The sequence below is a fragment of the Massilia cellulosiltytica genome, from assembly GCF_047325105.1.
GTDB lineage: Bacteria > Pseudomonadota > Gammaproteobacteria > Burkholderiales > Burkholderiaceae_D > Telluria > Telluria orientalis.
The window spans coordinates 3,637,000-3,662,092 of record NZ_CP168562.1 but is presented as its reverse complement, the minus strand read 5'-3'; the positions used below and the strand labels follow the sequence as shown (position 1 = coordinate 3,662,092).

At 66.3% G+C, this 25,093-nt stretch carries 23 protein-coding genes and 1 tRNA gene; 15 read left to right on the top strand and 9 right to left on the bottom strand.

What is annotated here, in order from left to right:
* The first annotated feature begins 4 nt into the window (after positions 1-4).
* A complete protein-coding gene (gene aroC, locus ACEN9H_RS15965) occupies positions 5-1,099 on the top strand; it encodes a chorismate synthase (RefSeq protein WP_413671197.1) in 1,095 nt (364 codons plus the stop codon).
* Positions 1,100-1,229: 130 nt separating this feature from the next.
* Here the strand turns inward: aroC and ACEN9H_RS15960 are convergent, their stop codons facing one another.
* On the bottom strand, positions 1,230-2,723 hold the full coding sequence (locus ACEN9H_RS15960) for an HDOD domain-containing protein (protein ID WP_413671196.1): 1,494 nt from the start codon (positions 2,721-2,723) through the stop codon (positions 1,230-1,232).
* On the bottom strand, positions 2,720-4,453 hold the full coding sequence (locus tag ACEN9H_RS15955) for a putative bifunctional diguanylate cyclase/phosphodiesterase (RefSeq protein ID WP_413671195.1): 1,734 nt from the start codon (positions 4,451-4,453) through the stop codon (positions 2,720-2,722). Before ACEN9H_RS15955 ends, ACEN9H_RS15960 begins: the two co-directional genes overlap by 4 nt.
* Before the next feature lie 332 nt (positions 4,454-4,785).
* On the opposite strand from ACEN9H_RS15955, the gene ACEN9H_RS15950 reads away from it, so the two are divergent.
* The 4 genes from ACEN9H_RS15950 (at position 4,786) to ACEN9H_RS15935 (ending at position 8,111) form a co-directional block, all read left to right on the top strand.
* On the top strand, positions 4,786-6,477 hold the full coding sequence (locus ACEN9H_RS15950) for an isovaleryl-CoA dehydrogenase (RefSeq protein ID WP_413671194.1): 1,692 nt from the start codon (positions 4,786-4,788) through the stop codon (positions 6,475-6,477).
* Positions 6,478-6,575: 98 nt separating this feature from the next.
* Positions 6,576-7,226 (top strand): uracil phosphoribosyltransferase, encoded by a 651-nt coding sequence (gene upp / locus ACEN9H_RS15945; protein ID WP_056131924.1) that lies wholly within the window; start codon positions 6,576-6,578, stop codon positions 7,224-7,226.
* Positions 7,227-7,236: 10 nt separating this feature from the next.
* Positions 7,237-7,611 carry an Hpt domain-containing protein gene (locus ACEN9H_RS15940; protein ID WP_413671193.1) on the top strand — a complete coding sequence of 125 codons (375 nt, stop codon included), beginning with the start codon at positions 7,237-7,239 and terminating at the stop codon, positions 7,609-7,611.
* A 296-nt stretch (positions 7,612-7,907) separates the two neighbouring features.
* Positions 7,908-8,111 (top strand): cold-shock protein, encoded by a 204-nt coding sequence (locus ACEN9H_RS15935; RefSeq protein WP_036166698.1) that lies wholly within the window; start codon positions 7,908-7,910, stop codon positions 8,109-8,111.
* A gap of 71 nt (positions 8,112-8,182) precedes the next feature.
* On the opposite strand, the gene ACEN9H_RS15930 is transcribed toward ACEN9H_RS15935, so the two are convergent.
* Positions 8,183-9,091 (bottom strand): LysR family transcriptional regulator, encoded by a 909-nt coding sequence (locus ACEN9H_RS15930; RefSeq protein ID WP_413671192.1) that lies wholly within the window; start codon positions 9,089-9,091, stop codon positions 8,183-8,185.
* A gap of 173 nt (positions 9,092-9,264) precedes the next feature.
* Here ACEN9H_RS15930 and aceB point away from each other — a divergent pair, with 173 nt between their 5' ends.
* Complete coding sequence (gene aceB, locus ACEN9H_RS15925) at positions 9,265-10,854, top strand: malate synthase A (protein WP_413671191.1); 1,590 nt, start codon at positions 9,265-9,267, stop codon at positions 10,852-10,854.
* Positions 10,855-10,926: 72 nt separating this feature from the next.
* Here aceB and gloB read toward each other — a convergent pair whose 3' ends face one another.
* On the bottom strand, positions 10,927-11,724 hold the full coding sequence (gloB, locus tag ACEN9H_RS15920; RefSeq protein WP_413671190.1) for a hydroxyacylglutathione hydrolase: 798 nt from the start codon (positions 11,722-11,724) through the stop codon (positions 10,927-10,929).
* A 23-nt stretch (positions 11,725-11,747) separates the two neighbouring features.
* Here gloB and ACEN9H_RS15915 point away from each other — a divergent pair, with 23 nt between their 5' ends.
* The 4 genes from ACEN9H_RS15915 to ACEN9H_RS15900 all read left to right on the top strand — a co-directional run bounded on the left by ACEN9H_RS15915 (position 11,748) and on the right by ACEN9H_RS15900 (position 13,909).
* Positions 11,748-12,533 (top strand): class I SAM-dependent methyltransferase, encoded by a 786-nt coding sequence (locus tag ACEN9H_RS15915; protein WP_056131935.1) that lies wholly within the window; start codon positions 11,748-11,750, stop codon positions 12,531-12,533.
* Between the two features lie 21 nt (positions 12,534-12,554).
* Complete coding sequence (rnhA, locus tag ACEN9H_RS15910; RefSeq protein WP_413671189.1) at positions 12,555-12,995, top strand: ribonuclease HI; 441 nt, start codon at positions 12,555-12,557, stop codon at positions 12,993-12,995.
* 61 nt (positions 12,996-13,056) lie between these two features.
* Entirely contained in the window at positions 13,057-13,764 is a 708-nt protein-coding gene (gene dnaQ, locus ACEN9H_RS15905) for a DNA polymerase III subunit epsilon (RefSeq protein WP_413671188.1), read from the top strand.
* Between the two features lie 70 nt (positions 13,765-13,834).
* Positions 13,835-13,909: transfer RNA gene (locus tag ACEN9H_RS15900), tRNA-Val, on the top strand.
* A gap of 144 nt (positions 13,910-14,053) precedes the next feature.
* Here the strand turns inward: ACEN9H_RS15900 and ACEN9H_RS15895 are convergent.
* The gene (locus ACEN9H_RS15895) at positions 14,054-15,382 is read right to left on the bottom strand and encodes a PQQ-dependent sugar dehydrogenase (RefSeq protein ID WP_413671187.1); all 1,329 of its coding nucleotides are present in this window, start codon (positions 15,380-15,382) and stop codon (positions 14,054-14,056) included.
* Positions 15,383-15,547: 165 nt separating this feature from the next.
* Between ACEN9H_RS15895 and ACEN9H_RS15890 the strand changes: the two genes are divergently transcribed.
* The 5 genes from ACEN9H_RS15890 to ACEN9H_RS15870 all read left to right on the top strand — a co-directional run bounded on the left by ACEN9H_RS15890 (position 15,548) and on the right by ACEN9H_RS15870 (position 21,653).
* Entirely contained in the window at positions 15,548-15,754 is a 207-nt protein-coding gene (locus tag ACEN9H_RS15890) for a hypothetical protein (protein ID WP_413671186.1), read from the top strand.
* A 1-nt stretch (position 15,755) separates the two neighbouring features.
* Positions 15,756-15,995 (top strand): hypothetical protein, encoded by a 240-nt coding sequence (locus ACEN9H_RS15885; RefSeq protein WP_413671185.1) that lies wholly within the window; start codon positions 15,756-15,758, stop codon positions 15,993-15,995.
* Between the two features lie 3 nt (positions 15,996-15,998).
* Positions 15,999-17,984 (top strand): PKD domain-containing protein, encoded by a 1,986-nt coding sequence (locus ACEN9H_RS15880; RefSeq protein WP_413671184.1) that lies wholly within the window; start codon positions 15,999-16,001, stop codon positions 17,982-17,984.
* Positions 17,985-18,092: 108 nt separating this feature from the next.
* The gene (gene ppsA, locus ACEN9H_RS15875) at positions 18,093-20,522 is read left to right on the top strand and encodes a phosphoenolpyruvate synthase (protein WP_413671183.1); all 2,430 of its coding nucleotides are present in this window, start codon (positions 18,093-18,095) and stop codon (positions 20,520-20,522) included.
* Positions 20,523-20,525: 3 nt separating this feature from the next.
* On the top strand, positions 20,526-21,653 hold the full coding sequence (locus ACEN9H_RS15870) for a 6-phosphofructokinase (protein ID WP_413671182.1): 1,128 nt from the start codon (positions 20,526-20,528) through the stop codon (positions 21,651-21,653).
* Between the two features lie 250 nt (positions 21,654-21,903).
* On the opposite strand, the gene ACEN9H_RS15865 is transcribed toward ACEN9H_RS15870, so the two are convergent.
* The 4 genes from ACEN9H_RS15865 to ACEN9H_RS15850 form a co-directional block, all read right to left on the bottom strand.
* Complete coding sequence (locus tag ACEN9H_RS15865) at positions 21,904-22,701, bottom strand: hypothetical protein (RefSeq protein ID WP_413675538.1); 798 nt, start codon at positions 22,699-22,701, stop codon at positions 21,904-21,906.
* Positions 22,702-22,832: 131 nt separating this feature from the next.
* Positions 22,833-23,174: a DUF1540 domain-containing protein gene (locus tag ACEN9H_RS15860; protein ID WP_413675537.1), complete on the bottom strand. Its 342-nt coding sequence runs from the start codon at positions 23,172-23,174 to the stop codon at positions 22,833-22,835.
* A gap of 195 nt (positions 23,175-23,369) precedes the next feature.
* Positions 23,370-23,771, bottom strand: a complete 402-nt coding sequence (locus ACEN9H_RS15855; RefSeq protein ID WP_413675536.1) for a flavodoxin family protein — start codon at positions 23,769-23,771, stop codon at positions 23,370-23,372.
* A gap of 86 nt (positions 23,772-23,857) precedes the next feature.
* Positions 23,858-24,862, bottom strand: a complete 1,005-nt coding sequence (locus ACEN9H_RS15850) for a lysylphosphatidylglycerol synthase transmembrane domain-containing protein (RefSeq protein WP_413675535.1) — start codon at positions 24,860-24,862, stop codon at positions 23,858-23,860.
* Positions 24,863-25,093 lie beyond the last annotated feature (231 nt).

Sequence of the window (25,093 nt, the reverse complement as noted above, 5' to 3'; positions counted from 1 at the left end):
TTCCATGTCCGGCAACACATTTGGCAAGCTGTTTTCCGTAACCACTTTCGGCGAATCGCACGGTCCCGCAATCGGCTGCGTGATCGACGGCTGTCCGCCGGGACTGGCGTTGTCCGAAGCCGACATCCAGCCCGAGCTGGACCGTCGCAAGCCGGGCACGTCGCGCCACGTGACGCAGCGCCAGGAAGCGGACCAGGTGAAGATCCTGTCCGGTGTCTACGAAGGCGTGACGACGGGCACGCCGATCGCGCTGCTGATCGAGAACACGGACCAGCGCAGCAAGGACTACGGCAACATCGTCGAGATGTTCCGTCCTGGCCACGCGGACTACACCTATTGGCACAAGTACGGCGTGCGCGACCCGCGCGGCGGCGGCCGCTCGTCCGCGCGCCTGACCGCGCCCGTCGTCGGCGCCGGCGCCATCGCCAAGAAGTGGCTGCGCGAGAAGTACGGCACCGAGTTCATGGGCTGCATGAGCCAGCTGGGCGACATTCCCGTGCCGTTCGAGGATTTCAGGCACGTGCACCACAACCCGTTCTTCGCCGCGACGTCCGACGCCGACCTGATCGCGCGCATGGAAACGGCAATGGACGAACTGCGCCGCGCGGGCGATTCCATCGGTGCCCGCATCGACGTGGTGGCGAAGAACGTCCCGGTGGGTCTCGGCCAGCCGATCTATGACAAGCTCGACGCCGACATCGCCTACGCCATGATGGGCATCAATGCGGTGAAAGGGGTGGAGATCGGCGCCGGTTTCCACTCGGTCGCGCAGAAGGGCTCGGAACACGGCGACGAACTGACCCCGGAAGGCTTCGTCGGCAACAATGCCGGCGGTGTGCTGGGCGGGATCTCGACGGGCCAGGACATCACCGTGTCCATCGCCATCAAGCCGACGTCGTCGATCCGCACGCCGCGCCGCTCGATCGACAAGCAGGGCAATCCGGTGACGGTCGAGACGTTCGGCCGCCACGACCCGTGCGTGGGCATCCGCGCGACGCCGATCGCGGAGGCGATGCTGGCGCTGGTGCTGATCGATCACGCCCTGATGAACCGCGCCCAGTGCGGCGACGTGCACGTGGATACGCCGCGCCTGCGTTAAACCCGTCGTCCCCGCGAAAAGCGGGGACCCATACTGAAGTGCAGGATTCGATAAGTCCGAAGTCGCGCGGTCTTTTCGTAGTCCGAATTCGGCCGCTCGGCATGGATTCCCGCTTGCGCGGGAATGACGATCAGGCCCGGCTCGCCACCGCTTCCACCGGCTGCCGCCGCTCCACGCTCTTGACGACGAGCGCGCGCAATTCGTTCAGCAGCGAGAACTCCGTCTGGCTCAGGTAGACGGACGGGAAGCGGTCGTCCCAGTCGCCGTAGATGAAGCCGACCGGCTCGCCGCGCGTGCACAGCGGGATGATGACGAAGCAGCGGGCCTCGGACAGCGTGCCTTTCCACCAGCCCGGCAGCTTGCTCGAGAATTTCGGATCGCGCGCGTTTTCGATGAAGATCACGCGGTCGCTGCCGAGGGAGGCGAAGAACACGTTAGGTTCGTACGCATCGTCGAACGACAGCTTGGGCACGAGTGTCTTGGCGTTGTCGCCCAGGCCGATCTTGGCCGTGTAGCGGCCGTCGCGGCGGTCGCGCAGGAAGCCGAACGCGCGCGTGAACGACAGGCCGTGGTACGCCGTCTCGATCGCCATCGACACCATCTGGCCCGGCGTTGCGGTTGCGGCGGCGTCGCGCATGTCGGCCACCCCGTTCAGCAGGATCTTGTTGCCGGCCTCGCGCAGGCGCGTGACGGCGGAGGCGCGGGCGCGCTTCTCGGGCGGGTTCGCGAGCGGCGCGATCGACAGGTCCGCGGCCGCTTCGACCTTCGCCTTCTCGATGGCACCGACGATGTTGTCCGGCTCGATGCCGATCAGCGGCGCGAAGCCGGCTGCCAGCAGTTTCACCTGTTCGGCGCCCGCTTCGTCGCCGTGCCACAGGCTGTCGGCGCATTGCGACGCCATGGTGCCGAGGGCGGCAAGCCAGTCGTCGTGGCCGAAGTCGGCACCGCGCAAGCCGGGCTCCACGCGGCGCATGCCGGCGATCAGGTTGCGCGGCAGGCCCCAGTGTTCGGCCGTGGCGCGGCCGATCTGTTCGAGCGACAGGCCCAGTTGCGCGATGGCGATCGGGTCGATATCGCCGGCGCCCGCCGCCTGCTGCATCAGGGTCCAGTGCTCGGGCAGGTAGAACGTGACCATCATCCGGCCCAGCGAATGGAGGATCGAGCACACGACGGCTTCTTCCGGATCGCGCGTGGCCGCTTCGGCCGCGACCTGGTGCGCCACCATCCCGGCCAGCACGGCCTTTTCCATCTCGATGTGGGCCTGCAGCGAATCGGGCGTCGACTTGGACAGTTCCTCGATCAGTTTCAGGCCCAGCGCCAGGTGGCCGATGGCTTCCGTGCCCAGCACGAGGATGGCCTTCGAGACAGTGTTGATGCGCTGGCCGAAGGCCGAGTACATGCCGCTGTTCGCCAGGCGCAGCACCTTCTGGGTGAGCACGGGGTCGGACAGCACCGTCTGGGTCATGGAAAAGTCGCGCTCGTCTTCGCCGCGCATGGAGGCGAGGATGGCGTTGATGGCCTTGGTGAAGCCGGGCATGTCGCCGCGCCGCCGGATCCGCTCCCACAGCAGGGCGAGGGTGGCGTCGGCTTTCGGCGATCGTTCGATGGTAGCAGTCTGGTTCATGTGAGGCCCGCCCGTAATTCGTCCGGCAGCAGTTCCGTGTACAGGTTTTCCTTGAGCGCGGCCATGGCCACGTGGGCCGGCATCGGTTTCCCGGTCAGGTAGCCTTGTACGTAGTCGCATCCGCGCGACTCGACGTAGGTCAGTTGTTCTTCGGTCTCGACGCCTTCGGCCACGACCGACAGGTCGAGGTGCTTGGCCAGGTCGAGCACGGCATTGCAGATCGCCGCGTCCTTGGTCGAGGCGGGCAGGTCCTTGATGAAGGCACGGTCGATCTTCAGTACGGAGATCGGGAAGCGTTTCAGGTAGGCGAGGCTCGAATAGCCGGTGCCGAAGTCGTCGATCGCGATGCGGGCGTTGCGTTCCGCCATCTTGGTCAGGATCGCCTCCGCGTGCGCCGGGTCGACCATCAGCGTGCCTTCCGTGATCTCGAGCACGAGCTTGTCGCCGGGCGCGCCGGAAAAGTCGAGGGCGTCGTCCAACACGTTGAGGAAGCGGTCGTTGCGGAACTGGCGCGGGCTGATGTTGACCGAGATATACAGGTCGCGCTTGGCCACTTCCTCGAACTGGCGCAGCTGCACCAGCGCCGCCTTGAGCGCCCAGGCGCCGAGCAGGTTGATGAGGCCATTGGTCTCGGCGATGGGGATGAAGCGCACGGGCGGCACCATGCCGAGGGTCGGATGCTTCCAGCGCATCAAGGTCTCGAAGCCTTCGATCTGGCGCGTGCGGCTGGACACGATCGGCTGGTAGTACAGCAGGAACTCGCCTTCGCGCACGGCCTGGAACATCGCGGCTTCGAGCGAGATGTCGTGCTGCGGCATGCCGTTTTCGCGCACGCTGTAGACGACGGCGCGGCCCTTGCCCGTTTCCTTGGCGCGGCCCATGGCGGCGTCGGCGAGGGCGATCAGGCGGATCTCGTCCTCGGCGTGGTCGGGATAGATCGACACGCCGACGGACGCGCCCAGGTAGACGGTATGTCCGTCGACCTCGAACGGCGATTGCAGCGCGGCCAGCAGGCGGCCGCTCACGAGCTTGATCTGGTCCGGCGTGAACGTGCCCGGCAGGACGGCAACGAACTCGTCGCCGCCGACGCGGGCCAGCGTGTCGCTGTCGCGCAAGGTCTTGCGCAGGCGGCTCGCGGCCTGACGCAGCACGGCATCGCCGACCGGGTGGCCGAGGCCGTCGTTGACCTTCTTGAAACCGTCCAGGCCGATCGTGGCGACACAGAAGCCCTGGCCCGAGCGGCGCGCACTGGCGATCACCATGCGGATGCGGTCGGACAGCAGCAGGCGGTTCGGGAGTTCCGTCAGCGCGTCGTGCGTGGCCATGTGGCGCAGGCGTTGTTCGGTCGCGCGCTGGGCCGACATGTCGCGGCCGACGGCCAGCAATTCATGGCCGCCCGGGAGCTGGCCGATGCGCAGTTCGAACCAGACGTCCTTGCCGGCGCAGCGCAGCCGCACTTCGACGAGTACCGGATCGCTCGCCGTGCCGGCATCGACGAGGGCGTTGCGCAGGGCGGCCTGGTCGACGTCGACGGCCAGTGTCGTCAAGACGGTGCCGGCCAGCGTCTGCGCGCCGAACGTGCGCTGGGCGCGCTGGCTGGCGTGGTGGATCAGGCCGGAAGGGTCGAGGCAGAACGCGACGTCGCCCACCGCCTCCATGTAGCCGTCCGGGCTCGCCGCCGGGGCCGCATGACGCGGATCGTTCGGTACTGCGGGTGAACTGGCGCGCATTGTCGAAATATCTGCTTTCAAATCTAGGCAGGAACTGCCCTTAATGCTGGAGTGTACCAAAACAACAAGCAATGTATCACCGAAAGATTCCAGCCGGCACTAAAAAGCACAATGCCGTGTCACTTTCTGCCGCTGCTTGACACGTCGCAGTGCCGGCGTCCGAATCGGTCCCGCTTGCCCCGCACGTGGCTTTGGGCTAGCCTTGTTGCCTAACCGATAACCCGGCGGTGGGCTTGAAGGGTTATTGTCGCCGATACAGTGCAAAGTAGAAACTTTTGCGCCGTTCATATGATGCTCAGTTGCAACAACTCGGCCATTCCGGGAGGGACGCCATGAACCGATTCGACACCCACGAGGTTTTCAACCAGGCGCCGCCGTTCGGTGACGTGGATTTGTTCGCCTGTGACCCCGCGCTGCGCGAAGGCCTGGTGCGCGAAGGCGCCGGCTGGGCGGAGGGCGAACTCGGGCGGCTGGGGCAGGAACTCGGCGCCGCCGCCGTGCTGGACCTGGGCCGGCTGGCGAACGACAACCCGCCGCGCCTCGTCAATTTCGACCGCGGCGGGCAGCGCGTGGACGAGGTCGAATTCCACCCGGCGTGGCATGAGCTGATGCGCCTGCTGATCGGGAACGGCGCCCACTCGCTGCCGTGGGAAGCGCCGCGGCCCGGCGCCCAGGTCGCGCGCGCGGCCGCCTATCTGCTGTTCGGCCAGGTGGAGAACGGCTCGCAATGTCCCGTGACGATGACGTACGCGTCCGTTCCGGCATTGCGCCAGCACCCGGGCATCGCGGCGCACTGGCTGCCGAAGATCCTGTCGCGCACCTACGACCCGCGCTCGCTGCCCATCGAGCAGAAGCGGGGCGCCCTGATCGGCATGGGCATGACGGAAAAACAGGGCGGCACCGACGTGCGCGCCAACACGACGCGGGCCACGCGCATGAATCCGGCGGTGGCGGAGACCCGCTTCGGCGCCGACTGGCGCGACGCGTGGAGCCTCGTCGGCCACAAATGGTTTTTCTCCGCGCCGCAATCGGACGCCCACCTCGTGCTGGCACAGACCGACGAGGGCGGCAGTGCGGGTTTGTCGTGCTTTTTCGTACCGCGCTTCCTGCCGGACGGGACGCGCAACGCGATCCGCGTGCAGCGCCTGAAGAACAAGGTCGGCAACAAGTCGAACGCGTCGTCCGAAGTCGAGTTCTGCGACGCCGTCGGCTGGCTGATCGGCAAGGAAGGGCGAGGCATCCCGACGATCCTCGAAATGGGCAGCCACACGCGCCTCGATTGCGTGCTGGGCTCGGCCGGCATCATGCGTGCCGCCCTGTGCCACGCGCTGCACCATGCGCGCGCGCGCAGCGCGTTCGGGCGCAAGCTCGCCGACCAGCCGCTGATGCAGAACGTGCTGGCCGACCTGGCGCTGGAATCGGAAGCGGCGACCGCGTTCGCGCTGCGGCTGGCGCGCTGCTTCGACCCGGGCCCGGATGGCGCCGCCGACCCGCGCGAGGCGCTGCTGGGGCGCATCCTGACCCCGGCCGGCAAATACTGGCTGTGCAAGCGCGGCCCCGCGTTCGGCGCCGAGGCGATGGAAGTCATGGGCGGCAACGGCTATGTCGAGGACGGCCCGCTGGCGCGCCTGTACCGCGAATTCCCCGTCAATTCGATCTGGGAAGGCTCCGGCAACGTGATGTGCCTCGACGTGCTGCGGGCGTTTTCCAAAGGGCCGGAGACGCGCGACGCGCTGGCGGCGGAACTGGCGCTCGCCTCCGGCCGCGACAGCCGCTTCGACGCGTATTGTGCGCGCCTGCTGGACGGCCTCGCCACGCCCGCGGCCGACGAATTCGGCGCGCGCCGCCTCGCGGAAGACCTCGTCGTGGCCGTGCAGGCGGGGCTGCTGCTGCGCCATGCGCCGGCATGCGTCGCCGCCGCGTTCGTCGCGTCGCGCATCGCCGTGGACGTGGGCGGCGCGTTCGGCCGGCTGCCCGGCGGGGTCGACTGCGACGCGATCCTCGCCCGTGCGCTGGTGGAATAAGCCGCGATAAATCTTCGACAAAGGACGGGACAAACTGGGATAATGCACGCCATTTACCAAATCAACCACGCCGCTGCCACAAGCGCCGGCCATGCATAATGAAACAAGATCCGCGCTTCCCGAACCTGTTCATCCTGAACCATCCCCTGATCCAGCATAAGCTGTCGCACATGCGCGACCGCGGCACGTCCACGCGCACGTTCCGCGAATTGCTGCGGGAAATCACGTTGCTGATGGGTTACGAGATCACGCGCGACCTGCCGCTGACGACGCGCCAGATCGACACGCCGCTGATGACGATCGACGCTCCCGTCATCGCGGGCAAGAAGCTGGCCATCGTGCCGATCCTGCGTGCCGGCGTCGGCATGAGCGACGGCCTGCTGGAACTGGTGCCGTCGGCCCGCGTCGGCCACATCGGCGTGTTCCGCGACCCGGACACGCACCTGCCCGTCGAATACCTCGTGCGCCTGCCGGACACGACCGAGCGCACGTTCATCCTGTGCGATCCGATGGTCGCGACGGGCAACTCGGCCGTCTACGCCGTCGACGTGCTCAAGAAGCGCGGCGTGACGGACGACCAGATCATCTTCCTGGCCCTCGTCGCGGCGCCGGAAGGCGTGGAAGTGTTCCATAAGGCCCATCCGGACGTGAAGCTGTACGTGGCTTCGCTCGACAGCAAGCTGAACGACCACGCCTACATCGTGCCGGGCCTCGGCGATGCGGGCGATCGTATATTTGGTACGAAATGAGCGGCAGGAAATGAGTTCGAGTGCGGATGCCGAATTCTTCGCGCGCCTCGCGGAGCTGAACGATAAATTCGCGGCGAGCCTGCCGCAGACACTCGGCCGCCTGTCGGCCGCGCGCAACGCCTTCGACCCGAAGCGGCCGCCGGCCGCGCTGATCGAGCAGATGCATGCGGTGCTGCATACGCTGGCCGGCTCGTCCGCCACATTCGGCTTCCGCATCCTCGGGCAGCAGGCGCGCATGCTGGAACAGCGCCTGCGCGTGCTGACGACATTCGACGCCGTCGCCCCGGAAGAGTGGGAAGCGTGGCTGTCCGAACTGGATGTGTTCATCGCGTGGGGCAGCGTCGATCCGAAGGCCGCATACCCGAACGACGAGTCTTCTGTATAGCGCCACAACAAAGCACCTGTCCCGAAATCGTTTGATTTAGGACAAACTTTATCCGCATCCATGCCCTATATTTTGCGTACTGCCGACGCAAATGGGATCCGTAAAAAGGTTGGCTTCAGGAATTGTCACGGATCCCGGTTTTATTTTGCGAAAACCGTGTACGTGTGGGTTTATTCGGTATAATTAGGGATCGTTGGATTCGCGGTAGCAGTGCAGTTAGTCTGTCATTTGTTTCTTGCTTCTTCAAACGATCGTAAACGGACTTCGGTCCACTTCAACTGAAATAGGAAATTGTAATGGCAACTGGCATCGTTAAATGGTTCAATGACTCCAAAGGCTTCGGGTTCATCACCCCGGACGAAGGCGGCGAAGATCTGTTCGCGCACTTCTCGGCGATTCAGAGCCAGGGCTTCAAGTCCCTGCAGGAGAACCAACGCGTCTCGTTCGACGTGACCTCCGGTCCGAAAGGCAAACAAGCATCGAACATTCAGCCGCTGTAATCTGCTGAATTGATGACAAAAAATCCTCGGAGCTTCCGAGGATTTTTTTTTGCTCTAACGTTTCATGCCGGTCAGCCAGGCTTGCGCCAGTAATCCGGCTGAGAATACGCATGGCGCAGAAAGTCCACGAATACCCGGATGCGCAGCGGCAAGTGACGGCGTTGCGCAAACACGGCATAGATATCGTTGCCGGGCGCCGCGAACTGTTCCAGCACGGGCACCAGCTGGCCCGCTTCGATTTCCGAACTCACTTCCCACATCGACCGCCAGGCCAGCCCGCGCCCGGCCATCGCCCAGTCGTGCAGCACGGCGCCGTCGTTGCACACCATATTGCCGCCCACCTTCATCGTGACGATCTTGCCGTGGTCGCGGAACGTCCAGCCCCGCTGGCTGCCTTGGCTGCTTATCGCCAGGCAATTGTGTTTCGACAGGTCGTTCAGCGTCTGCGGCGTCCCGTGACGCTTCAAATAACCGGGCGTCGCGACGACGACACGGTGATTGTCCGCGAGCTTCACACCGACGAGATTCGAGTCCGTCAGGCTCGCGATGCGGATCGCGATGTCGACGCCTTCGCCGATGACGTCGACGACGCGGTCGGACAGGTTCAGGTTCATGCTCACCTCGCGGTGCTCGGCCAGGAAAGAGGGGACGAGCGGCGCCACGTGCTGGCGCCCGAACCCGGCCGGCGCGGATACGACGAGGTGTCCCGTGGCGCGCGCGCTCCGTTCCGACACGGCCGCTTCCGCTTCTTCGAGCTCGGCAAGGATGCGCTGGCAATCCTCAAGGAACACCGCCCCTTCGTCCGTCAGCGCCAGCTTGCGCGTGGTACGCTGTAGGAGCTTCACGCCCAGGCGCGCTTCGAGCGCGTCCAGACGCCGTCCGATCATGGCCGGCGCGATGCCCTCCGCGCGCGCGGCCGCGGACAGGCTGCCGCGGGCGATGACTTCGACAAAAGTAGATATCTGACGGAAATGGTCCAAAGGAATGCCTCGATTCTGTTCGTCACTTGTGACAAAAAAGCATAAATGAATATATTTTTTGTCTCGTTTAGGCGATTAATAGTGAATATACTGGAAGCAATATCAAACGCCAAGCTGGCTTGTGCCAGGAACCGCGGCACTGTCCACATTTCATACTAGAACAGGAGAACGCAATGACCATCGCCACCCCAGCCGGAATGGAAATCCGGGCCGAGATCAAGCCCGGCTATGAACAGATCCTGACGCCGGAAGCGCTCGCGCTGGTAGCGAAGCTGAGCCGCGAATTCGAACCGCGCCGCCAGCAACTGCTGGCCGCGCGCGTCGAGCGCGCGAAACGCCTGGACGCCGGCGAGCGTCCGGACTTCCTGCCCGAGACGGCGCACATCCGCAACGGCGACTGGAAGATCGCGCCGATCCCGAAGGCGCTGGAATGCCGCCGCGTGGAAATCACGGGCCCGGTCGAACGCAAGATGGTCATCAACGCCCTGAACTCGGGCGCGGACAGCTACATGACCGACTTCGAAGACTCCAACACCCCGAACTGGGACAACCAGATCACTGGCCAGATCAATATGCGCGACGCCGTCCGCAAGACGATCTCGCTGGAGCAGAACGGCAAGCAATACAAGCTGAACGACAAGGTTGCGACGCTGGTGGTCCGTCCGCGCGGCTGGCACCTGGACGAAAAGCACGTCCTCGTCGACGGCAAGCGCATCTCCGGCGGCATTTTCGACTTCGCCCTGTTCATGGTCCACAACGCCAAGGAACAACTGGCCCGCGGCGCCGGTCCGTACTTCTATCTGCCGAAGATGGAATCGCACCTGGAAGCGCGCCTGTGGAACGACATCTTCGTCATGACCCAGAACGAACTGGGCCTGCCGCAGGGCACCATCAAGGCGACCGTGCTGATCGAGACGATCGTCGCCGCCTTCGAGATGGACGAGATCCTGTACGAACTGCGCGAGCACAGCGCCGGCCTGAACGCGGGCCGCTGGGACTACATCTTCTCGTGCATCAAGAAGTTCAAGCTGGACAAGGACTTCTGCCTGGCCGACCGTCCGAAGGTCACGATGACGGCGCCGTTCATGCGCGCGTACGCGCTGCTGCTGCTGAAGACCTGCCACAAGCGTAACGCCCCGGCGATCGGCGGCATGGCGGCACTGATCCCGATCAAGAACGATCCGGAAAAGAACGAAGTCGCGATGGGCGGCGTGCGCAACGACAAGGCGCGCGATGCGACCGACGGCTACGACGGCGGCTGGGTCGCGCACCCGGGTCTCGTCGAGCTGGCGATGACCGAGTTCAAGAAGGTGCTGGGCGACCGCCCGAACCAGATCGACAAGCAGCGTCCGGACGTGGAAGTGACCGCGAAGGACCTGCTGGACTTCCGCCCGGAGGCGCCGATCACGGAAGCGGGCCTGCGCTACAACATCAATGTCGGCATCCACTACCTGGGCGCCTGGCTGGCCGGCAACGGCTGCGTGCCGATCCACAACCTGATGGAAGACGCGGCCACTGCCGAGATCAGCCGTTCGCAGGTGTGGCAGTGGATCCGCTCGCCGAAGGGCGTGCTGGAAGACGGCCGCAAGGTCACGGCCGAGATGGTCCGCGCCATGATCCCGGAGGAGCTGGCCAACGCGAAGGCGGCCGCCCCGAACGGCGACAGCCCGACCTATGAGCGCGCCGCGCAGATCTTCGAACAGATGTCGACGTCGGAAGACTTCGCCGAGTTCCTGACCCTGCCGCTGTACGAAGAAATCTGATCCTCCCCGAATGACGCGGTCGCCAGCGATCGGCGGTCGCGTCGTCTCATCCCCAGCCGGTCTCTCCCGGTTTCAGAACACGTTCTTCCACTCCCGCAGCGCCGCGAATACCGTGACCGGGTCCGCACCCGGCGCGAGGCGTCCGGCCGCCGTCAGGCTGCCGATGATGGCGGGCTCACGCGTGCGCAGGAAGGGGTTCGTCGCCTTTTCGATCGCGATCGTCGACGGGATCGTGGGCAGGTGCGTGCCGCGCAGCTCGCTGTCGTGCGCGATACGCAGCTGCAGCGCGCGGTTGCCCGGTTCCAGCGCTTCGGCGAAGCGCAGGTTCGACAGCGTGTATTCATGCGCGCAGTACACCAGCGTATCGTCGGGGAGGGCGGCCAGCTTGGCGAGCGAGCCCATCATCTGCGCCGGCGTGCCTTCGAACAGGCGGCCGCAGCCGCCGCCGAACAGCGTGTCGCCGCAGAACAGCCAGCGCGCGCCTGCGTCCTCGCGCACGTACGCGATGTGACCCTTCGTATGCCCGGGGACGTCGAGCACGGCGAGTTCGAGCGCGAGGCCCGGCACCTCGACCGTGTCGCCTTCGCCGACCGGGTGGTTCACGACGGCGATGCCGTCGTTGCGCGGACCGAAGACGGGCACGTTGCTGTGTTCGAGCAAGCGCGTCACGCCGCCGATGTGGTCAGCATGGTGATGGGTGAGTAGAATGGCGGTCAGGGTCAGACCACTCGCCTGCAGGGCCGCGAGGATCGGTTCCGCGTCGCCCGGATCGACCACTGCCGCATGTGTGCCGTCATGGATAATCCAGAGATAGTTATCCTTGAAGGCCGGCACGGTCAGGACTGCGAGTTCAGTGGGCACAGGAATCATATGGGTATCGATAAAGGTTGGGCATGGACAGCGCGGCATCCGAAAAATCCATTATAGCGCTCGACCGCTGGCTGCAATCGCCGGCGGGCGCGTACGTGCGCGCCTGGGAACAGGCGTGCCTGGACGAGTTGACGGTCGATATTTTCGGCTTCAACGCGGTCCAGATCGGCGTGCCGCAGATCGACGCGCTGGCCGCCAACCGCATGCCCAACAAATGGCAGGCGGCTACGCGCACGTCGACGGCCGATGAACTGGTCTATGCCGCCACCGGCAAGCAGATCGCCGTCGCGCTCGACTTCGCCGACCTGCCGTTCGCGTCGCAAAGCCTGGACCTCGTCGTGCTGCCGCACGTGCTGGAATTCGCGGCCGAGCCACACCAGGTGCTGCGCGAAGTCGAGCGCGTGCTGATCCCGGAAGGGCAGGTGATCATCTGCGGCTTCAACCCGGCCAGCCTGTGGGGCGTGCGCCAGGGGATGGGGCGCATCACGAGCAGCGACTACCTGCCGGCGGCGGGGGAGTTCATCTCTATGCCCCGTCTCAAAGACTGGTTAAAATTGTTGAATCTTGGCGTCACGCGCAGCCATTTCGGCTGCTACGCGCCGCCGTTCCGGACCGCGCAGTGGCTCAACCGCTTCGCTTTCGTCGAAGGGGCGGGGCGGCGCTGGTGGCCGTATCTCGGGGCCGTGTACATGGTCCACGCGATCAAGCGCGTGAAGGGCATGCGCATCATCGGTCCGGCCTGGAATAAAAAGACGAGCAAGGCGCCGCAGGCGGTGCCGGCGGCGAACCGCAACGAACATTACAAGTAAGACATAAGGAAGAAGCGCAGCATGACCAAAGTTGAGATTTTTACCGACGGCGCCTGCAAGGGAAATCCGGGCACCGGCGGCTGGGGCGCGCTGCTCGTGGCCGATGGCGGCCACGAAAAGGAAATCTTCGGCGGCGAGCCGAACACGACGAACAACCGCATGGAACTGCGCGCCGTGATCGAGGCGCTCACCGTCCTCAACCGCCCGTGCGAGGTCGTCCTGCACACGGACAGCCAGTACGTGCAAAAAGGGATCTCGGAATGGATCCACGGCTGGAAGGCGCGCGGCTGGAAGACGTCGGCGAAGGAGCCTGTCAAGAACGACGACCTGTGGAAGGCGCTGGACGCCGCCCAGCAGCAGCACGCCGTCGAATGGCGCTGGGTGCGCGGCCACAACGGCCACCCCGGCAACGAGCGTGCGGACGCCCTCGCGAACATGGGTGCGGCGTCGGTAAAGCGTTGATATTGCGCTGATTTTGTTATACTTGCCGGTTCTTTCCACGCTTTTTTGAGTTTGCACGCGCATGCGCCAAATCGTCCTCGATACCGAAACCACAGGCCTGAATCCGCGCACCGGCGACCGCATCATCGAAGTCGGCTGCGTCGAGATCTTCAACCGCAAGCTGACCGGCAATAACTTCCACCGCTACATCAATCCCGAGCGCGACTCGGACGAAGCGGCACTGGCGGTTCACGGCCTGACGACCGAGTTCCTCAGCGATAAGCCGAAGTTCCACGAGATCGCGCACGAATTGCGCGACTTCGTGCAGGGTGCGGAGATCATCATCCACAACGCGCCGTTCGACCTCGCGTTCCTGAACCATGAGTTCGAGCGCATGGGCCTGCCGCCGTTCGTCGAACACTGCGCGAACGTGATCGATACGCTCGTCCATGCCAAGGAACTGCACCCCGGCAAGCGCAACTCGCTGGACGCGCTGTGCGATCGCTACGGCATCTCGAACGCGCACCGCAAGCTGCACGGCGCACTGCTGGACTCGGAGCTGCTGGCCGACGTCTACCTGGCGATGACGCGGGGGCAGAACACGCTGTCGATGGACGTCGAGGTCGAGGCGAGCGGCGGGGGCATCGTGCTGGAAGCCGGCCCGCTGGGCGAGATCTTCGTGCTGCCGGCTGCTGCCGACGAGCTCGTCGAGCACGAGAACGTCCTTGCCGCACTCGACAAAGGTGTGAAGGGAGAATGTGTTTGGAGAAAATATTCTCCGCAGGGGTGACAAAACGCAAAAGTCCCCCTATAATGCTCGTCATTGCAGCGACGCAATCGCAGCAAAGCAGTAAAAAGTAGGGCGGTTAGCTCAGGGGTAGAGCACAGCATTCACACTGCTGGGGTCGCAAGTTCGAAACTTGCACCGCCCACCAGGATTCAAGCTCCGGTGCACGGGACAGGTTGAGAAAAACCACCTGGAAGTCAGAGCGACAGGAAGGCCAGCGATAAGCTGGCCTTTTGCGTTTCTGGCGTCCTCTCCGCTTCCGGCAGACTCGCGCAGGGCAGGTCGACAGTCTTCAGCGCCTGGCACCCGTCACCCGCCAGACCACGTCGCCGACGTCGTCGGCGATCAGCAGGGCGCCGTCCGCGTCCTGGGCGAGGCCGACCGGCGCGCCGAACAGATGTTTCTCGTCGGCGGAATGGAAGCCGGTCACGACATCCTGGGCCTTCCCGCTCGGCATGCCGTTGGCGAAAGGCACCCAGACGACCTTGTATCCGCTCAGCGGTGCGCGGTCCCAGCTGCCGTGCTCGCTGATGAAGGCGCCGCTCTTGTACTGCGGCAGGGCGTCTCCGGTGTAGAACAGCAGGCCCAGCGCCGCCACGTGCGACCCGAGGGCGTAATCCGGCACGATGGCTTTCTTGACGAGATCGGGGCGCTGGGGCCGGACCCGGTCGTCCACATGCTGGCCGTAGTAGCTGTAGGGCCATCCATAAAAACCATGCTCCCGCACGGAGGTGAGGTAGTCCGGCACCAGGTCCGCGCCGATCTCGTCGCGTTCGTTGGCGATCGCCCATAGCTTTCCGCTCTGCGGTTCGAACTGCAGGCCGGTCGGATTACGGATGCCCGAGGCGAACACGCGGCTGGCGCCGGTCGCGGCGTCGACTTCCAGCACGGCGGCGCGCCGGTATTCCACCTCCAGTCCGTTTTCCCCTGCGTTGCTGTTCGAACCGCTGCCAACATACAGGTATTTGCCGTCGGGGCTCGCCACCATCGCTTTCGTCCAGTGGTGGTTGACGGTGCTGGGCAAGTCGCCGAGTTCGGTTCCCGGATCGGACATCTTCGTCTCGCCCGGCGTGTAGCGGTATTTCATGATGTTGCCGGTGTTTGCTACATACAAGGCGTCGCCCACCAGCGCGATACCAAAGGGCGAGTGCAGCTTGTCGATATACACGAACTTGTCCCACTCGCCGCCGCCGCCGGGTTTGCGGCGCAGCAGGGTGACCCGGTTGCCGCCCTTGCCGCCCTTGCCGGACTGGTTCTTGATCTTGCCGGCGATGAGCTGTTTCGGCGTCGTGATCGCCTCCTCACCCGGGCCGTTGCCTTCCACCACCAGCACGTCCTGGTTCGGCAGTACCAGCACCTGGCGCGGGTGCATGAGCCCCGAGGCGATCTTCTCGATCTGCAAGCCGGTCGCTACCTGGGGCCTGGCATCACCCTGCCAGCCGGCGAAGTCCGGCACCTTCATCGGCGGGAGCAGGTAAGCCTTTGGGCGCGGCAGGGGCGGATTCTCGCCCATCTGCTGGGAGGGGGCGAGGCTGGCTTTCTCGCCGCAGCCGGCGAGGGCCAGCAACGAGGCCGCGGCCAGGGCCAGGCCGTGCCGGCGCGTGAGCTCATGCTTGTTCATGGCGGTATCCCCGGTAGTCGACTCTGTCCCCGGCCAGGACGATCCGGCCGATAACGAGTGCGAGCACTGTCACGACGGAGAGCCAGAGCCCGGCGGGCATGCTGCCGTATGCATCCCGGCTGTGCACGAAGGCATTGAAGATGGCCGCCACGAAACAGGAGGCCGATGCTGACCAGCCAGGCCGCCGCTTTCACCCAAAGGATGGTGAACGTCTCGACATACAGGATGTCGAAGACGAGCGCGGCCACGAAGAAACCAAATGGTATCGGGTCGAGCACATCGAATATCGCCGACGTGATGCTGGATCGGGGTGCCGGGATTGCCGAGTTCATGCCGCTGCTCCTTCGGCGGCCTGATTCTCTTGAAGGCTAGCATGAATATTGAACTCCGCGTCGTAAGGCTGGGCCACAGCAGGAACGGCAGGTTCGCGCGGAAAAGTATCGCGTTCGCCGATCCGGCCCGGACCGTGCTTCACGTTGATCTGGACTATACGATTCACTCGCTTTGCATGATTTGCGCCATTGTTGCGGTCAAACGCTGGACGATCATCGGCTTGGGCTCGTGCCCGCGGATCCGCTTGCAAAAGCGATCTCCAACTTTTCCGATGGAGTGAAATATGACACAGCGCAAACAAGGCAACGTGGGAGCACCGTATTTCCTGCGCAAGGGGGCCACTGCCCTGATGGGCGGTCTGCTACTCGCTGCGGCCGGGGCGATGGCGCAGGACGACACCGGCCTCGCCTCGGCCCCGACGACCAGCAGTGCCGCCAGCGCACGGACACTGTACCGCGTGACGAACCTGGGCCAGGGCGACATCGGGGTCACGATGAACGCGAAAGGCCAGGTCGCATTCGCGTACTCGGATCCGTTCGGACAGACGCCGCTCCAGGCGTGGTTCTACGACGGCTCGAATCTGCACGAGATCGACGGTCTTGGCGGCGGCATCGTCCGCCCCACCGGGCTGAACGACGGTGGCCAGGTGACGGGTATCGCGACCACTGCCGCCGGCCTTGTCCATTCGTTCGTCTGGAGCCGGCGGCACGGCGCGACGGACGTCGGTACGCTGCCCGGCATGGATACCACCTGGGAACCGGCGATCAACAACCGCGGCGAGGTCACCGGCTATTCGACGGGCGACCCGAGTCCACCCTGGCCGCGCGCGTTCCGTTGGAGCGCGCAGAGCGGGATGCAGGATCTTGGTGTGCTCCTGAGCGGGGATGACTCGACTTCCTACGGCAGGGCGATCAACGATGCCGGCTTGATCGCCGGGGACGCGTGGGCCGGAGGCCATGCCTATCATGCCTTTGTCTGGACCCGCGCCAACGGCATGATCGACATCGACACACTCGGCAACGACTATTCGACGCCCGTCGCCGTGGGCGCCAGGGGCCAGGTAGCGGGCAACGTCCTGAATCCGCCCAACAATTACGGCAGCGTATTCTGGTGGTCGCGGACGACGGGCATGCGCGACCTCGGCGCGGGGAATGGCCAGGGTACGTGGATGACCGGAATGAGCCCGGGCGGACGCATCGTCGGCACGATCACGTATCCCGACTTCTCGCAACACGCGATGACGTGGACGCCGGCACCGGGGATGCTCGACCTTGGCACCCTGGGAGGTCGTTCATCGGGTTCGACCGCGGCCAATGACAGGGACCAGGTGGTCGGCGGTGCCGCGACGGCGGCCGACAGCTACCATGCTTTCATCTGGACGCCGAAGGAAGGCATGGTCGACCTCAACCAGCGCTTGTACCGTGCGCCTGCCGGGCTCGAACTGTTCGGCGCCCTGGCGATCTCGGACAACGGTTCGATCGTCGCCAGCTCGAACGCCGGATTGCTGCTCCTCAGGCCAGTGCAGGCATGCAGATGCACGCACGCGGCCGGGCCGATCGTGTCCAACGACCTGGTCGAACTTGGCGCGCCCGTGGACACGACGATTGGCTTCGCGGCCGACGACACGGCGGCCAACTACGAGGTCGCATGGTCATGGGGCGACGGCACGGTCGACCGCGCGCGCCGCGCCGGCGCGCGCAATGGCAGCGGCAGCGCCCAGGCAAGCCATACCTATTCCGCACCCGGGATCTACACGGTCACGGCCGACGTGACCGACCAGGCCGGCAACAGGGTCAAGGTGGCGCGCAGGATCGTCGTGTACGCGCCCGCGGGCGGCGTCCTGGCAGGCACCGGCACGGTCGTGCTGCCGGCTGCGGCGAGCCGCCGTTCGCCTTCGTCCACCGGAAAGGCGGCGTTCAGTTTCATGGCGCCGACGGCCGCGGGAGCGCAGCTGAAGGCGGCAAGCGCAAAGGGACGGTTCATGTTCAGCTTGCCCGGCCTCTCTTTCGCCAGCGACGATGTCCAGGTAGCCGCGGCGCAGGGGAGCCGTGTCCGGCTGGCTGGCACCGGAACGGTCAACGGCGCGCGCGGTTACCAGTTCGCGGCGACGGCGGGCGCATCCGGTCCCGGCACCGCCGGCCAGTTCGGCGTGACGATTTGGCACACCGATCCGAAGACCCGGGCCCGGGTGATCGACTACGATAGTCTGGCCGGTACGAATGGGTCGGCAGGGAGCCCGATTGTCGAAGGTAAGATCGTCGCACGGTGACACGCCGCGCCGCACGTCAACGTGCCCGGTTCCGGTCGATTGAGGTATCGGTGCAGGCGCGCGTTTGCTAACATGAACGTGCTATCAGTCTTTGCGGATGCCGACATCATGGACACGCGACACGACTATATCCGATGGTTTTCCGAGCTGGGCATTGCCGACGTGCCTTCGGTCGGCGGCAAGAACGCGTCTCTCGGCGAGATGTATCGGCAGTTGCAGGGCCATGGCCTGCGCGTGCCGAACGGGTTTGCCATCACTGCGGATGCCTACCGCGCCGCGCTCGACCGGGCCGGTGCGTGGGACCGTCTCCACGCGGCACTCGACGGTATCGATCCGGCCGACGTGGCGGACCTGGCGCGCCGGGCCGCGCAGGCGCGCGAGATCGTGTACGGCGCGCCCTTGCCGCCGGACCTCGAGGATGGGATCCTGCGGGCGTGGCGCCGGCTGCGCGGCGAATATGGCGACGGCCTGACGGTCGCCGTGCGCAGTTCCGCCACTGCCGAGGACTTGCCGGGCGCCAGCTTTGCCGGACAACACGAAACCTTCCTGCACGTCGGCGAGGAGGGCCTCGTCGACAGCGTCCGCCGCTGCTTCGCCAGCCTGTTTACCGACCGCGCCATCGTGTACCGCATCGACAACGGCTTCGACCACTTCAAGGTTTACCTGTCGGTCGGCGTGATGAAGATGGTGCGCGCGGATCTCGCCGCGGCCGGCGTCATCTTCACGCTCGACACCGAGACCGGCTTCCGCGACGTCGTCTTCGTCACTGGCGCCTACGGGCTGGGCGAGAATGTGGTGCAGGGCGCGGTCGATCCGGACGAGTTCTACGTGTTCAAGCCGGCGCTGCGTGCCGGCCGGCGGGTCGTCTTGCGGCGCAGCCTCGGCGGCAAGGCATTGCGGATGGTGTACGCGCCGGCGGGCGGCGCCGGGACCACGCGCAATGTGGCAACCGAAAGCGACGAACGCGCCAGGTTCTGCCTCGGCGACGCGGCCGTGCTGGAACTGGCGGAGGCCGCGCTGCACATCGAGGAACATTATTCCGCCCAGGCCGGCCATCCGGTACCGATGGATATCGAATGGGCGCAGGACGGCATCGACAGCAAGCTCTACATGGTGCAGGCGCGGCCGGAGACGGTCGCATCGCGCCAGGCCGTCAACCGGATCGACGAGTACCGGCTCGACGGCAAGGCGCAGGTGCTGGCCACGGGCCGCGCCGTCGGCGGCAAGGTGGCCGCCGGCAGGGCCCGGGTGATCGCGCATGCGGATGAACTCGGGCAATTCCAGCCGGGCGACATCCTGGTGGCGGAAGCGACCATGCCGGACTGGGGCACCGTCATGAAGACGGCCGCCGCCGTCGTCACCGACCGCGGCGGACGTACCTGTCACGCGGCGATCGTGGCGCGCGAGATCGGCGTCCCGGCGGTGGTCGGTTGCGGCGGCGCGACGGCCGCGATCCGCACCGGGGACGAGATCACCGTGTCGTGCGCCGAGGGCGATGCCGGCCATGTCTATGCCGGGCGCGTGCCGTTCCGCAAAATCAGTACCGACCTGGCCGCGTTCCCGCTGCCGCGCACCCGCCTCATGGTCAACATCGGCAATCCGGACACCGCCTTCCGCACGCGCTTCCTGCCGAACGACGGTGTCGGGCTGGCGCGCATGGAGTTCATCGTCGCGGACCATATCCGCATCCATCCGATGGCGCTCGTCCATCCGGAACAGGTACGCGATCCGGCCGTGCGCGCCGAGATCGGGCGGCTCGCGCGCAACGCGCCGTCGCCGGCGGACTACTTCGTGCGCGAGCTGTCCGAAGGCATCGGCACGATCGCGGCCGCGTTCTGGCCGAAACCGGTCATCGTGCGCATGTCGGACTTCAAGACCAACGAGTATGCGAGCCTGCTGGGTGGGTCGTTCTTCGAGCCGCAGGAGGCCAACCCGATGCTCGGCTTCCGCGGGGCGGCGCGGTATACGCATCCCGCCTACCAGGAAGGATTCGCGCTCGAATGCCGGGCGCTGAAGCGGGTACGGGATGACATGGGCCTGGCCAACGTGCGCGTGATGATTCCTTTCTGCCGCCGGGTGAGGGAAGCGGAAGTCGTGCTGCACGCGCTGGAAGAGCAGGGGCTGGCCCGAGGCCGGGACGGGCTCGAGATCTACGTCATGTGCGAAATCCCCAACAACGTGATCCAGATCGATGCGTTCGCGAGCCTGTTCGATGGCTTCTCGATCGGCTCGAACGACCTGACGCAGCTCGTGCTCGGGGTCGACCGCGATTCCGAGATCGTCGCCTTCGACTTCGACGAGCGCGATCCGGGTGTGCTGGAGATGCTGCGCCAGGCCATCGTCGGCGCCCACCGCAACGGCCGGCATGTCGGCATCTGCGGCCAGGCGCCGTCGGATTATCCGGAGGTGGCGCTGTACCTCGTCGAACAGGGGATCGATTCGATCAGCCTGAATCCGGATTCGGTGGTGGCGACCGCGCGCCGCCTGGTCGAGGTCGAACGGAAACTCGGCATCCCCCCGCGCGATGGATTGGATTGACACATGGACTCACCGATCCGGCGCATCGCCATCGCGACCGGCGGCGGCGACGCCCCCGGCCTGAACGCGGTGATCCGCGCGGTCGTCCTGGCCGCCGTACGGTTGGGCTGGGAATGCCACGGCATCCGCGACGGTTTCAACGGTCTCCTTGCGCCTGCTGGATGCATGGAAGCGCCTGTCGTGCCTCTGACAGCAGGGGCAGTGCATGGCATCGGCCATCTCGGCGGCACGATCCTCGGCAGCACCAATCGCGGCGATCCGCTGCGTTTTCCGATGCCTTGCGCCGCTGGCGCCCTGGCGGAGCAGGACCGCAGCGACGAACTGGTGGCCCTGTGCCGTGGCGCCGGCTTCGACGCGCTGGTCGTCGTGGGCGGCGACGGTTCGATGGCGATTGCCGAATGCCTGCACCGCAAGGGGGTGCGCGTGATCGGCGTGCCGAAGACCATCGACAACGACCTCGACCGGACACTCCAGACGTTCGGTTTCGACTCCGCGGTCGGCTTCGCGACCGAATGCATCGACCGGCTGCATACCACCGCGGACAGCCAGCACCGCGTGCTGGTGGTCGAGACGATGGGCCGCTACGCCGGCTGGATCGCGCTGCACGCTGGCCTTGCCGGCGGCGCCCACGCCATCCTGCTGCCCGAGATCCCGTTCGAGACGGACGTCGTCGCCGACGCCGTGCATGCGCGCGATGCGCTCGGCTGGCGGCACTCGATCGTCGTCGTGGCCGAAGGCGCGTTGCCCGTTGGCGGCCACCGCGAAGTGCTGGAAGCTGCCGGCGCGGGGCGTGCCGAGCGCCTCGGCGGCATCGGCGCCTGGGTCGAGGCCAGGCTCGCGGCATCGACCGGCAAGGAATGCAGAAGCGTCGTGCTGGGCCACCTCCTGCGCGGGGGCAGCCCGTCCGCGTTCGACCGCGTGGTCGCCCTGCGCTTCGGCGCCGCCGCGGTGCGCGCGCTGGCGTGCGGACTGTCGGGCGTCATGGTGACCCTCGACGGGCCGGGTATCGGCACCGTGCCGCTCGCCGAGGTCGCGGGCCGGACGCGGCGCGTACCGCTCGACAGCGATACCGTGAGAACCGCCCGCGATCTCGGCATCTGTCTCGGCGATCGTCCGTCCGTGGCCGGATGAGCCTGCGTTTCAGGGCAGTCCCCGGCGCCATCGGCTAGACGCTGGTGAGCGACACGGTCCTGCCGTTTCGCCTGGGCGTCGCCATGGCGCAGGCCCGGGTCCGCGTTGGCGGCTCCGCCGGCATGTTGGCGGAAGCCATCGCGCGGTGGCACGGGGGTGCGGTGGGAGAAACGCAGGCGGCCTGATCCGAGTCCGGGTACGGCGGGCGTCACCCCGGCCCGCGCGCGGCGGCGGCGAGGGCCTGGTGGCGTTACGCCAGCCCCGGATAGGTCTCGGCACGGCGGCGCCATTGCGGCGCGTGGAGAAAGCCGGTGAGTTCGCCATAGCTGCGCAGGAGCTGCTGTCCCGCCGCCGGCCCGCCCAGCCGCTCGCATTCCAGGGCCAGGAATCCCAGCTCGTCTACCGGGTCGACGATGCGCAGGGCGCCGGCGAATTCGATGCAGTCGATGACGCACACTTGTGGCTGCAGGCAAACGTGCTCCGGCCGCAAATCCCCGTGCCCATCCACGATCCGCCGGGCCGCGACGCGTTCGTCGAACCTGTCCGGCCTCGCGGCGAGAAGCGCCTGTTGCGCCGCGCACAAGTCGCGCACGGGGCGGGGCGCCAGCCCATAGGCGCGTCGCGCCAACGTGCGGCGGTTGCGGTCCACATCCCGCGCGAACCCGGCCCGGTAGGCGCGGGGCTCGATGGCCACCGGCGCCGCGGCCTGGTAGAACGCGGCCAGGCGGGCGGCGACCCGGTGCACGTCGTCCTGCCGCAATGTCCCGGCGCGGATTGCATGGTCGAGCATGTCACGGGCCGGCTGGCGGCGCATCCTGACCAGCCAGTCGACGGCCACGCCTTCCCCGCCGAGCCGCAGCCGCCTACCGGCATCCACGCACAGCGCCACGACGCCAAGGTAGACGTCGGGTGCAAGCCGGCGGTTCAGGCGCACTTCCTGGTAGCAATAGCGGCGTCGGGAAGCGAGCGTGCGCGCATCGAAGGGAGCGAGGCGAACCGGTTTCTTGAGCTTGTAGGCGTGGTAGTCGGTCAGGAACACCCAGGACATGTGGGTTTCGACCGTGTCGACGCGCCGGACCGGTTCGGGAAAGCTCGTCGGGCACGACAGGCAGGCAAGCTTGGCGCCAGTGTCGATCTCCCCGGATGCGGACTGCCTATCCGGCAGCACACCATGCGCGCTCAGGATTGGCGGTGTTCCGGATGCGACGGTGAACTCGGCAGCAGGCGTTGCTGGTAGGTCAGGCAACTGGCGCCCGGGCCGGCGTGGCCGACCGCGATCTGGTCGGCGGTGCATGCGTAATCGTCGTTGTGCCGGCAACCCGCCACCTTGCACGCCCCGACGCCGGCATGCCGGCCCGTATCGCGGGTGTGTGGCGACGCCGCCAGGAACGTGTCGCAGCCGGGATGAATGCCGTCGCCGACTGTGATGGCGCGCGCGTGGCAGCCGTTGTTCGCATTGTAGGTGCATTCGGCGACGGAACACTCGCCGACGACCGGCATGTCGATCGCTTTGCTGTTCATGATGACTACTCCAGGATGAAAGAATGCTTAGATGGTTCCGTTGGCGGAAGTGCGATGGACTTGCCCCTTCCTTGACCTGGCTCACAAAGGTCCGTCATCCGAACTATGCGACGGGCCGGCTGGCCGCAGCGAGCGCTGCGCGGATGAACCGGCCGATCCTGTCCGCGTCCTGTCCTGTCTTGATCTCACGGTCCGTCAGCGCCAGGCGTGCGCACAGGGGCCGGCCGCACAGTGCGGCGATGTCGTCGAGCGCCCTGTCGCCGCCCGATCCGCCCATCGTGCAGAAGGCGGCCACGCGCGGCAACCGTCCCGCGTTCGCATGCAGGTAATGCGCATCGGCGCGCTGAGCCGCCCGACCCAGACGGGGGCGCCGAGGATGACGAGCTCGTAGTCACCCGGATGGCGGCTCATCGGCGCGATGGCCGGTGTCTTGTGCGAGAACGCTTCGTGGCAGCAACGCACGTAGCCCGCCACGCCGCGGCGCGAGCGCATATCGCGGATCGGTTCGATATCGCAGGCGCATTCGGCCGCGATCCTCTGCGCGACCTCCTGCGTGATCCCCGTGCGGGAGTAATAGACGACGAGACAGGTTTTCATATCGCCTCCTGCGCCTCGCGTTGGCGGATGCGGAAACGTCATCCTGCGCCTGCGAGCCCGGTGGAATCTTTGAGATAGATCAAATGTCAGGGATTGTCACCCGCCTCGCGCATCTCGCGCCGGACGAGCCACACGCCGGGAAGCATCGGCAGCCAGGTCGTCATGCCGCGCAGGAGCAGCGTCGCCGCCAGGCCGGCCTCGACGCCGATGCCGGCGCCGTGCAGCATGGCCACGCAGGTTGCTTCGAACGGCCCGAGGCCCAGCGGGACCGGGCTGAGCGACATGGCCATCGAGGCCGTCACGAAACCGGAGAACACGCGTGCGAACGGCGCTTCCAGGCCGACGCCGCGCAGGATCGTCCACAGCGTGGCGGCGTCCAGGAGAACGATGGCGGCGCGGAGGACGACCAGGCCCGCGAACAGGCGCGCGCGCGGTGGCCGGGCGGCGGCGGCCTCGCGCGCCAGGCGTATCCAGTCCTGCAGGCGCGGCAGGCGGCGGGCCAATGCCTCCGCCGGCAACCGGCCGTGGCGCCGGAGATACCAGAGCGCGAGCGGGACGCTGGCTTGCGATGCGATGAAGAACCCCGTCGTCGCCAGCAGCCAGTGGCGCGCACCGCCCTGGCCGGCGAGCACGAGCAGGCTGCACCCGGCAAGCACCGCGCCGGCGGCAAAGTGGGCCGCGGCCTCGTAGAGGGCGCACGCTAGCGCCGTCGCGCGCGGGACGCCGCGCCGGTGCAGCGCGGCGAGGAAGAATGCGCTACCGCTGATCCCGGCACTGGGCAGGGCCTGGTCGGCAAACAGCTTGGCAATGCTGAGCGGCAGGAGCCCTCCCAGGTGCAGCCGATGGCCGCACCTGTCGAGGAAGGCCTTCCATGCCATGCCCTCGCACACGTAGGTGCCGGCCTGGAGTACCGCACACGCGAACAGCCAGCGCAGGTCCACCCGCTGGACCAGGTCCACGAATCGTTCGAGGTCGCCCAGCCTTGCCACGATGCCGATCAGCGCCGAGAACAGGAGCAGGCCGAACAGGCACGACGCCACGACGGTGCGCCGCGCAAGGTTGCGTACCGGGGCGGAGGTTGGGCGCGGCATCGGGTTCAATGCGGTCCGGAGTCAAGCGATCGGCGGCCTCGGAGTCGACGAATTTCTCTGCATGCAAGCGGCATGAGCTGATCGTCCCCATATCATGACCGAGAGTCATCCTTTCAATGTACTTAATGATTTGACTTAGCTCAAACAAATTGACGCTCGTGGCGCCTAGCCTGTACCTCCGGCCGTGTCATGCGACATGGCCCAACGACTGCGCAAGCCCAGGAGATGCGC

What these genes read in the sequence shown, in the direction of transcription:
- aroC (WP_413671197.1), top strand. Translation starts at nt 5, where the DNA reads ATGTCCGGCAACACATTTGGCAAGCTGTTTTCCGTAACCACTTTCGGC.
- ACEN9H_RS15960 (WP_413671196.1), bottom strand. Translation starts at nt 2,723, where the DNA reads ATGAACCAGACTGCTACCATCGAACGATCGCCGAAAGCCGACGCCACC.
- ACEN9H_RS15955 (WP_413671195.1), bottom strand. Translation starts at nt 4,453, where the DNA reads ATGCGCGCCAGTTCACCCGCAGTACCGAACGATCCGCGTCATGCGGCC.
- ACEN9H_RS15950 (WP_413671194.1), top strand. Translation starts at nt 4,786, where the DNA reads ATGAACCGATTCGACACCCACGAGGTTTTCAACCAGGCGCCGCCGTTC.
- upp (WP_056131924.1), top strand. Translation starts at nt 6,576, where the DNA reads ATGAAACAAGATCCGCGCTTCCCGAACCTGTTCATCCTGAACCATCCC.
- ACEN9H_RS15940 (WP_413671193.1), top strand. Translation starts at nt 7,237, where the DNA reads ATGAGTTCGAGTGCGGATGCCGAATTCTTCGCGCGCCTCGCGGAGCTG.
- ACEN9H_RS15935 (WP_036166698.1), top strand. Translation starts at nt 7,908, where the DNA reads ATGGCAACTGGCATCGTTAAATGGTTCAATGACTCCAAAGGCTTCGGG.
- aceB (WP_413671191.1), top strand. Translation starts at nt 9,265, where the DNA reads ATGACCATCGCCACCCCAGCCGGAATGGAAATCCGGGCCGAGATCAAG.
- gloB (WP_413671190.1), bottom strand. Translation starts at nt 11,724, where the DNA reads ATGATTCCTGTGCCCACTGAACTCGCAGTCCTGACCGTGCCGGCCTTC.
- ACEN9H_RS15915 (WP_056131935.1), top strand. Translation starts at nt 11,748, where the DNA reads ATGGACAGCGCGGCATCCGAAAAATCCATTATAGCGCTCGACCGCTGG.
- rnhA (WP_413671189.1), top strand. Translation starts at nt 12,555, where the DNA reads ATGACCAAAGTTGAGATTTTTACCGACGGCGCCTGCAAGGGAAATCCG.
- dnaQ (WP_413671188.1), top strand. Translation starts at nt 13,057, where the DNA reads ATGCGCCAAATCGTCCTCGATACCGAAACCACAGGCCTGAATCCGCGC.
- ACEN9H_RS15895 (WP_413671187.1), bottom strand. Translation starts at nt 15,382, where the DNA reads ATGAACAAGCATGAGCTCACGCGCCGGCACGGCCTGGCCCTGGCCGCG.
- ACEN9H_RS15890 (WP_413671186.1), top strand. Translation starts at nt 15,548, where the DNA reads ATGCTGACCAGCCAGGCCGCCGCTTTCACCCAAAGGATGGTGAACGTC.
- ACEN9H_RS15885 (WP_413671185.1), top strand. Translation starts at nt 15,756, where the DNA reads ATGAATATTGAACTCCGCGTCGTAAGGCTGGGCCACAGCAGGAACGGC.
- ACEN9H_RS15880 (WP_413671184.1), top strand. Translation starts at nt 15,999, where the DNA reads ATGACACAGCGCAAACAAGGCAACGTGGGAGCACCGTATTTCCTGCGC.
- ppsA (WP_413671183.1), top strand. Translation starts at nt 18,093, where the DNA reads ATGGACACGCGACACGACTATATCCGATGGTTTTCCGAGCTGGGCATT.
- ACEN9H_RS15870 (WP_413671182.1), top strand. Translation starts at nt 20,526, where the DNA reads ATGGACTCACCGATCCGGCGCATCGCCATCGCGACCGGCGGCGGCGAC.
- ACEN9H_RS15865 (WP_413675538.1), bottom strand. Translation starts at nt 22,701, where the DNA reads ATGTCCTGGGTGTTCCTGACCGACTACCACGCCTACAAGCTCAAGAAA.
- ACEN9H_RS15860 (WP_413675537.1), bottom strand. Translation starts at nt 23,174, where the DNA reads ATGAACAGCAAAGCGATCGACATGCCGGTCGTCGGCGAGTGTTCCGTC.
- ACEN9H_RS15855 (WP_413675536.1), bottom strand. Translation starts at nt 23,771, where the DNA reads ATGAAAACCTGTCTCGTCGTCTATTACTCCCGCACGGGGATCACGCAG.
- ACEN9H_RS15850 (WP_413675535.1), bottom strand. Translation starts at nt 24,862, where the DNA reads ATGCCGCGCCCAACCTCCGCCCCGGTACGCAACCTTGCGCGGCGCACC.